At 59.9% G+C, this 7,964-nt stretch carries 6 protein-coding genes and 1 pseudogene; 1 reads left to right on the top strand and 6 read right to left on the bottom strand.

The genetic code is table 11. The features are described from left to right. The 6 genes and pseudogenes from glyA to ACR0M3_RS18640 form a co-directional block, all read right to left on the bottom strand. A pseudogene (glyA, locus tag ACR0M3_RS18665) lies at nt 1–148 on the bottom strand (serine hydroxymethyltransferase); the annotation flags it as partial. Nucleotides 149–170: 22 nt separating this feature from the next. After that, the gene (locus ACR0M3_RS18660) at nt 171–2,801 is read right to left on the bottom strand and encodes a phosphoenolpyruvate carboxylase (RefSeq protein WP_480912113.1); all 2,631 of its coding nucleotides are present in this window, start codon (nt 2,799–2,801) and stop codon (nt 171–173) included. Next, nucleotides 2,801–3,772, bottom strand: coding sequence for a 2-hydroxyacid dehydrogenase (locus tag ACR0M3_RS18655; protein WP_480521300.1), 972 nt, complete (start codon nt 3,770–3,772; stop codon nt 2,801–2,803). The genes ACR0M3_RS18660 and ACR0M3_RS18655 overlap by 1 nt, the downstream gene beginning before the upstream one ends. Then, a complete protein-coding gene (gene sucD, locus ACR0M3_RS18650; protein WP_209508187.1) occupies nt 3,772–4,659 on the bottom strand; it encodes a succinate--CoA ligase subunit alpha in 888 nt (295 codons plus the stop codon). The genes ACR0M3_RS18655 and sucD overlap by 1 nt, the downstream gene beginning before the upstream one ends. Continuing rightward, a complete protein-coding gene (locus ACR0M3_RS18645; RefSeq protein ID WP_267365650.1) occupies nt 4,656–5,855 on the bottom strand; it encodes a malate--CoA ligase subunit beta in 1,200 nt (399 codons plus the stop codon). The genes sucD and ACR0M3_RS18645 overlap by 4 nt, the downstream gene beginning before the upstream one ends. A 15-nt stretch (nt 5,856–5,870) precedes the next feature. Next, a complete protein-coding gene (locus ACR0M3_RS18640) occupies nt 5,871–7,112 on the bottom strand; it encodes a pyridoxal-phosphate-dependent aminotransferase family protein (protein ID WP_480912110.1) in 1,242 nt (413 codons plus the stop codon). A 220-nt stretch (nt 7,113–7,332) separates the two neighbouring features. On the opposite strand from ACR0M3_RS18640, the gene ACR0M3_RS18635 reads away from it, so the two are divergent. Then, nucleotides 7,333–7,962 (top strand): response regulator transcription factor, encoded by a 630-nt coding sequence (locus ACR0M3_RS18635; RefSeq protein WP_267365646.1) that lies wholly within the window; start codon nt 7,333–7,335, stop codon nt 7,960–7,962. The last annotated feature ends 2 nt before the right edge of the window (nt 7,963–7,964 follow it).

Genomic DNA, 7,964 nt, shown 5'->3' with positions numbered 1-7,964 from the left:
CGGCGGCAGAGACGATGTTCTCGGACGCAATCAGCTCGATCTCGTCGCGCTGACGACCCAGCTCAGACCGGATCGAGCCAAAAAGCTCAGGGTCGCGGTCCGACAAGGACTGGGTGAAAAATCCATCTGTTCGATGCGGGGCGTTCACAGTTTTGGTCTCCTGAAAATGGTTAGCCGGTCCAGCCAAGGCCAGCGGAAATGGCGTTCATGGATTGCAGCAGGGGCACGGGAACTGACCCTGCCTGCGGTTCGTTGCGGGCGTGTTGCAGCAGTTCGACCTGAAGAGCATGAATGCGGGCCAATTCGGCCTGTTTGCGGTCAAACCTCTCGCAAAGGCGGGGAAAGCGATGGCCGATGACCTGGCCACCGGTCAGAAACCGGATCGCTTTGCAGGCACGATCGTATTCCGCCTTGATCACCTGCGATACACGTTGGCGGATCTCGATATCAGAGACCAATTCGCCATACTGCGCTGCGATTTCCATATCCGTCTGATAGAGCGATTTTTCCATCTCATCGACGGCAAGGCGGAACAGGCGGGAGTGTCGAAACATGTCGTGCAACACGTCATCACCGCGCGCGCCGCGAAACTTGCGAAAACTGGCCATGGCGGTGCCGAACCCGTACCAGCCGGTGATCAGGTGGCGGTTCTGCGACCACGCAAAGACCCATGGAATGGCCCGCAGGTCATCCAGACTGGCCGCGCCAAACCGGCGGGTCGGGCGGGATCCCATTTTCAGGCGGGCAAGTTCTTGGACGGGGCTCGCCTGCTGGAAATAGTCCAGAAAACCCGGCATCTGCAAAAGCGAGACATAGGCTGTCTGTGACAACTCTGACAAAGCATCCAATGCGTCATCAAATTCAGGCCGTGAAGGCGCCTCGTCAAGGGTCGCCGTATGGCGCATCGTGCTTGACAGCAACAACTCCAGATGCGCCGCAGCCGTGCCCCGGTTGGCATATTTGGCCGAAACCACCTCGCCCTGTTCGGTCACGCGCAGCCGCCCGGCAACTGTTCCGCTGGGCTGCGCGGCGATGGCGCGTCCGGTCGGTGCACCGCCCCGACTAACCGAACCGCCGCGACCATGGAAAAACGTGACCTTGAAACCTTGCGAGGCCAGCGCCGAGACGATCCGGCGTTGGGCGCGCTCCAACTCCCATGTTGAGCAGAAATAGCCCCCGTCCTTGCCGCTGTCCGAATATCCCAGCATCACCTCGATTACCCGACCGTCGGTTTTGAGGCTGCGACGGGCAAGCGGGACAGCCAGAACGTCCAGCAGGATCGATGGGGCATTTCGCAAATCGGCAATCGTCTCGAACAATGGGACTACCGAAAGATCCAAAGTTTCGGAGCCAAACCCGGCATAGCGGGCCAATAGGTAGATACCGAGAATGTCGTCGGCCGAACGGGTCATGGACAGGATGAAGGGCCCTATTGCCCTGGGGTCCGGTCCCGATCGAACGCTATAGACCAGAGCCAGAAGAGCAAGCAGTTCCCGCGCCTGATCGCTTAACGCGTCGCGGTTTTGATAGGGCAGGTTCTGATCGGCCAGTTCGGTTCGCAAGCGGGCAGACCATTCGGCTGTGCCGTAAACCGGCACCTTTCCGCTATGCGACCAGATTTCGGCCAGAACGTCGGTTGTGACGGTCGAATTCTGGCGGATGTCCAGCGTTGTGGTCCGTAACCCGAAAACCGAAGCAGCTCGGCGCAGCGGACGGATATGCTGCCGCGCCAGAATATCCGCGTTGACCGCACATAAAGCGGTATCAAGCGTGTCGAGATCGCCTACGAATTGCGAGATGTGATCATATCCGTTGTTTGTCAGCCGATAACGAATGGCATTGAGTGCTTGCCTGAATGGTTCGTTCCGATTGCGCCCGGCGGTCGGGGCCCGGTCGACTATCGCTTGTACTTGCGTCCTGACAGGCTCAGGTAAGGGCAATATCAGCGCGCTGATGCTCAACCTGCTTGCGGCACGTTCGAGAGCCTGGCGGTAAAGATCCAGAACTGTTTCGCGACCGCGTTTCAGCGCCAATGCGGTCATCTCGGTCGTGACATTCGGGTTGCCATCCCGGTCGCCGCCGATCCAGCTGTGAAAGCGGATATCGGGTGTTTCACTCAGCGTACGGCCCAGCACTTGCAGGCAAGCCTGATCGAAGCGGCCCATAACCTGCGGCACGGCGTCAAAGATTGCATCGCGGAAGAACTGCAACCCCCATTCGATCTCGTCGTGCAGGCTTGGGCGCGACAGGCGAAGTTCGCCGGTCAGCCACAAGAGATCAATCTCTCCCTCCAGACCATTCAACAATTCGGCGTGTTCGGTCGGAGTCCAGCGGTGCGTTTCAAGACTGACGAGGTTGCGGTAGATACGCCGGTGAATTTCCAGAACCGTTACCCGCTTGGCCTCGGTCGGATGCGCGGTCAGGGTGGGACCGGTACACAGGTCAGCGGTCAGCTTTTCCACCTGACTGTACGTCAGCGACAAGTCTGTCAGGGCTTCGGCAAAACCGCCTTCTACCGCTTCTGCGCCGTTTTGGGTTTCGGTCAGTCGACGATCCCGAACTTCGGCGTTTTCATCGATGATGCGCAACAGTTGGAACCAGATCGAAAGGGCCTGCAAATACGGCGTTGCCTCGGGTCCCGTGGGAATGGCTTGCAGCGGCGTGGCCTCGGCCCATGCCGCCACATGTGGCGCCCGTTTCAGCAATATATTCCGCCACAACGCCCGCAATTCCGAGCGCAACCCTTCGGCATAGCCCGAGGGGTTGGGGGTGGGCTGCATATTCGGGGCCAGCGCTTGCATCAGATCACGCGGTCCCGGGGTTCGCGGCCTTCAAAGAAATCATTCAGGTTATCGAGAACCCGAAACCCCATCGCCTCGCGCGCTTCGCGGGTGGCGCTGCCCAGATGTGGCAGCATCACGAGGTTGTCGCATTGCAGCAGGTCCGGGCTGATACGGGGTTCACCATCGAACACGTCCAGCGCGGCTCCGCCGATCATCTCGAACATCAGGGCCTGGATCAGCGCCCATTCGTCGATCACCTCACCGCGCGCGGTATTGATCAGAAAGGCGGCGGGCTTCATCAGGCCCAGTCTGCGCGCGTTGATCAGATGCCGGTTGTCAGCCCCGCCGGGGCAATGCAGCGAGACAAAGTCGCATTGCGGCAGCAAGTCGTCAATCGAGGCCACCTGCGTTGCATTGCACCTGGCCAGCACGTCCGGCGCTATCTGACTGCGGTTGTAGACGAGGATATCCATGCCGAAGCCATGATGCGCACGGCGGGCCATCTCTTGCCCGATGCGGCCATAGCCGATAATGCCCAGCGTTTTGCCGCTGACCTTGGTTCCAACCAGATGCGTGGGCCGCCATCCGGTCCAGGTGCCGGACCGCAGCTCGCGTTCACCTTCGCCCGCGCGCCGCGCCACCATCAGCAGCAGGGTCATGGCGATATCGGCGGTGCATTCGGACAGAACATCGGGCGTGTTGGTCACGGTCATGCCCAGCTCACGCGCCGAAGGTTCGCAGATGTGGCTGTATCCGACACCGTAATTGGCCAGTATTTTGGTCTGCGCACCAGGGACGTCCATTGCCTCGGCGCTCAGTGTGTCCGTTACAGTTGGCAGTACCGCGTCGTAAGTTTTCAAGGCTTGGCGAATTTCGGCCGGGGACATGGGTTTGTCCCCGGTGTTCAGAACAGCGTTGTAATTCTCGGCCAGTTGCGCCTCGACGGCGGCAGGCCAGCGACGGGTCACAAGAACCGAGGGTTTGACCATCACGCGGCCTCCATCACACGGGCAATTGTTTCACCGATCACCGCGGGGTTTTCGGCAACGGTCACCCCGGCGGCGGACAGGATCTCGACCTTTTCGCTGGCGCTTTCGCCAAAGGCCGAGATGATCGCACCCGCGTGGCCCATGGTGCGGCCCTTCGGAGCGGTCAGACCCGCGACATAGGCAATCACCGGCTTGGTGATGTGGTCGCGGATGTATTCGGCAGCCTCAGCTTCCTGTGGGCCGCCGATCTCGCCGATCATGGCGATGACATGGGTGTCCTCGTCTTCTTCGAACCGCTGCAGGATGTCCTTGAAGGATGACCCGTTGATCGGGTCGCCACCAATCCCGACACTGGTCGAGACACCGATGCCGCGTTCTTTCAGCTGCGCCGCAGCCTCATAGCCCAGCGTGCCCGAGCGGCCGATGATGCCGACATGGCCGGGCAGATAGATGTGACCCGGCATGATGCCCAGCAACGCCTTTCCGGGCGAGATCGTACCGGCACAGTTCGGCCCGGTCAGCACCATGCGTTTCTCTTTCGGATAGCGGTACATGTACCGTTTCACCCGGATCATGTCCTGCGCCGGAATCCCGTCGGTGATGCAGACGCAGTAGCGGATACCGGCATCTGCTGCTTCCATGATTGAATCAGCCGCAAATGGCGGGGGCACAAAAACAAGGCTGGCATCCGCGCCGGTCGCCTCGACAGCCTGTTTGACGGTGTCAAAGACCGGAACACCTTCGACGGTTTCCCCGCCTTTGCCGGGTACGACGCCGCCCACGACATTGGTGCCATAGTTCAACATGTCCTTGGTATGGAACCGGGCCATGCGGCCGGTGATGCCTTGCACGATGACGCGAGAGTCACGGTCGAGAAGAATGCTCATTTCACAGCCCTCATCTTGGTGCCTTGAGTTAGGTCGTTTTTCCATGCGCCAACAGCGCGTTCTGCCGCCTCCATCAGCGTTGTGGCGCGAATGATCGGCAGGCCGGACTTGGCCAGAATCTTCTGACCCTCTTCGACGTTTGTTCCAGCCAGCCGCACGACGACGGGCAGATCGAGGTCAAGTTCCCGCAGCGCCTGAACGACGCCTTCGGCCACCCAGTCGCAGCGGTTGATACCGGCGAAGATGTTGACCAGAATGGCCTGAACATTGTCGTCTGACAGGACCAGACGAAACGCCTTGGCCACACGTTCGGGCGAGGCCCCGCCGCCGATGTCGAGGAAGTTTGCAGGCTCGCCACCAGCCAGCTTGATCGTGTCCATCGTGGCCATCGCCAGACCAGCACCATTGACGATGCAGCCGATATTTCCGTCCAGCCCGACATAGGACAATCCGCGGTCGGCCGCGCGGCTTTCGCGCGGGTCTTCCTGGCTTTTGTCACGCAGTTCAGAGATTTGCGGATGGCGGAACAGTGCGTTGTCGTCAAAGCTCATCTTGGCGTCAAGCGCCAGCACCCGGTCGTCACCCGTGATGACCAACGGGTTGATCTCGACCATTGTCGCGTCCAGCTCGCTAAAGGCGGCGTAGCAGCCTTGCAATGTACGCACCATTTGCTGGATCAGCCTGGGTTCAAGCCCCAGATTGAATGCGATCTCGCGCGCCTGAAATTCCTGAAGCCCAACCGCCGGTTCCACGATGGAGCGGACGATGCTTTCCGGGCGGTCAGCCGAGATATCCTCGATCTCCATCCCGCCCTCGGACGAGGCCACGATCATCACCCTTTGGCTGGACCGGTCGAGGACAAAACCCAGATAGATCTCGCGATCAATCGGCACGGCGGCTTCGACATAGACGCGATAGATGCCTTTGCCTTCGGGGCCGGTCTGATGCGTGACCAGCTTGCGGCCAAACAGGTCATCGCAGGCCTGATAGATTTCGTTTTCGGTGTTGCACAGCTTGACCCCTCCGGCCTTGCCGCGACCGCCTGCATGGACCTGCGCCTTGACGATCCATTTGTCACCGCCCAGCTCACGCGCCCGATAGGCCGCTTGTTCCGGACTGTAGGCCAGTGCGCCGGACGGTATGGCGACACCGAAATTCGAAAGAATTTCCTTTGCCTGGTATTCGTGAATATCCATCTGATCCGCTCCTGTTTATGCAGCGATTGAGGTGCCGTAACGGCTTTCCAGCAGGTCTTCGATTGCGTCTTGGTCGACCGTTCCGCCCAGCTCTCGGATGGCTTCGGCGAACAGGCGCACAATCCGGCTGACGGCGTCGCGGTTCAATTGGTTGAGGATGCCGATGCGCACCTGCACAGGTGCGCTGAGCGTCGGCCAGATGCCAAACCCGCGCGCGCGGCAGTTCTGGACCAGCTCCATCTCGCGGCCAGCCAGTTCCGGGGGCAGGTTCAGCACGATCAGGCTGGGCATGTCGGAGGTGACCTCGCAGCCCATTTCGGTGACGGCGTCCCGCAGAACCTTTTCGTGCGTCTTGTACGACGCGGACCGCTTGGCCAGACCTTCCTGAAGGGTCAGGCGCAGGGATTCATGGAAGGCCGCTACGGCGTAGCCCGAATGGGTGCGGTGATAGGTGCCCTTTTCAACATCCTGCCCATCGACAATGCCCCAATGGCGGGCCTCAAAGATGGGATTGTGCACATAGGTATAGGCACCGGTGGTTTTCAGCGAGGTGATATAGGCGTCGGTAAAGCTGACAGGGGCATAGGTCAGCGGCAGGCAGCACAGACCTTTCTGCGGGCAGGACGCCCATCCGGCGATACCCTGAAAATCGTCTATCGAGAAGTCATCGACGCCCAGAGACGACACCGCATCGATCAGACCCATCGCGCCATGACGTTCGCACGCGTCGGAAAATCCGCGCAGGTCATTGATGCGGCCCGATCCGGTTTCCCAATGCGCCATGAAAGCCCATTTCGGTTTGTGCTGCGCCAGCGTAGCTTCGACCAGATCACCGGTGACCGGCTGGCCGTGCGGAACCTCGATCACGGTGACGCTGGCGGCCTGAGGTGCCATCGGGTTGGCTGCATGTTCTTCGGGCGTCGCCGCCTTGATCCGCAGGGTCAGCGCGTCGATCCCCGAGAATGTCCCGTTGGCAAAAGCAACGACCTTATCGCCAGGCATGACAGCCGAAAACATGGTGTCCAGGGCGCTCCAACCGGTGCCGGCAACAGCAAAGGTATAGACGTTTTGGGTGCCCCAGATTTTCCGCAGCATGTGCTTGCATTCGACCATCCCCCTAAGGACGTCCCCCTGCATGTGATCGGCAACGCCTGCATTGGCAAAGGCCTTGAGGACGCGGGCATCCGTGTTACCCGGCCCCGGCCCCGCAGCGAGGGTCTGAGGGATTTCGAGCGGAGGGAAAATCTGAAAAGTCATGGTCTGGCATCCTCGGCTGTTGGCCGGGCATTGCGGCCCGTTGTGTCAAGTTACCGAGCAGGAAACGCGAGCTTGCCTTATGACGCAACGTAACTTACTACTGCTTTTGGATGGCCAATAGGATGGGGCAGTACCTACCCGTTTTGGTAAAAATACGAAGGTATACAAAGAAATGACCTATCCTTATGGGTAGGTTTTTCCGGAATCGGGGCAAAATCATATGGTTGAGACACCGAACAAACCCATCGACATCATGCTGGCGGACGGCAACCCGCTGGTTCTGTCGGCCATGTCCGAAATATTCGAGCGGGACCCCCGATTCTCGCTGATGGCCACGTCAGCAACGGCCGAAGGGTTTCTGGGAACGGTGATGCGGGTTCCCGTTCAGGTTGGTGTCGTCGACTGGACACTTCCGGTTTTGGGGGCCGCCAAACTGATTGAGGTTCTGCGCGATCAGCCCAACGCCCCGCGCTTTGTCGTTTATGGCGACACTGGCGGCGATGTCCCGCGATTGGCGATGCAGGCGGGTGCGGCTGGATTTGCCGCCCGCACGGGCGAGGTTGAGGGTCTGCTGGAAACCTGCGCCAAAGTTGCAGCGGGTAAGATGGTATTCCCGTTCATCGATATCCGGAAGATGCAACAGGACCCAATCCAGAGTCTGTCGCGTAAGGAACGCGCAATTCTGGAGGCGCTGGCCCAAGGAATGTCGAACCGGGACCTGTCGAAGGAACTTCAGATTTCGACAAACACGGTCAAGTTTCACCTGTCCAACATCTACGAAAAGCTGAGTGTCAAAAACCGCACGCAGGCCATTGCGTATTTCTATTCGTCTCAGCAGTCACGAAACTAGAC

This window comes from Ruegeria sp. O5, from assembly GCF_056535105.1.
This window is presented reverse-complemented; position numbering and strand designations above follow the sequence as displayed.

Excerpts from the sequence above, each read along its gene's own strand:
- ACR0M3_RS18660 (WP_480912113.1), bottom strand. The coding sequence starts at position 2,801 with ATGCAAGCGCTGGCCCCGAATATGCAGCCCACCCCCAACCCCTCGGGC.
- ACR0M3_RS18655 (WP_480521300.1), bottom strand. The coding sequence starts at position 3,772 with ATGGTCAAACCCTCGGTTCTTGTGACCCGTCGCTGGCCTGCCGCCGTC.
- sucD (WP_209508187.1), bottom strand. The coding sequence starts at position 4,659 with ATGAGCATTCTTCTCGACCGTGACTCTCGCGTCATCGTGCAAGGCATC.
- ACR0M3_RS18645 (WP_267365650.1), bottom strand. The coding sequence starts at position 5,855 with ATGGATATTCACGAATACCAGGCAAAGGAAATTCTTTCGAATTTCGGT.
- ACR0M3_RS18640 (WP_480912110.1), bottom strand. The coding sequence starts at position 7,112 with ATGACTTTTCAGATTTTCCCTCCGCTCGAAATCCCTCAGACCCTCGCT.
- ACR0M3_RS18635 (WP_267365646.1), top strand. The coding sequence starts at position 7,333 with ATGGTTGAGACACCGAACAAACCCATCGACATCATGCTGGCGGACGGC.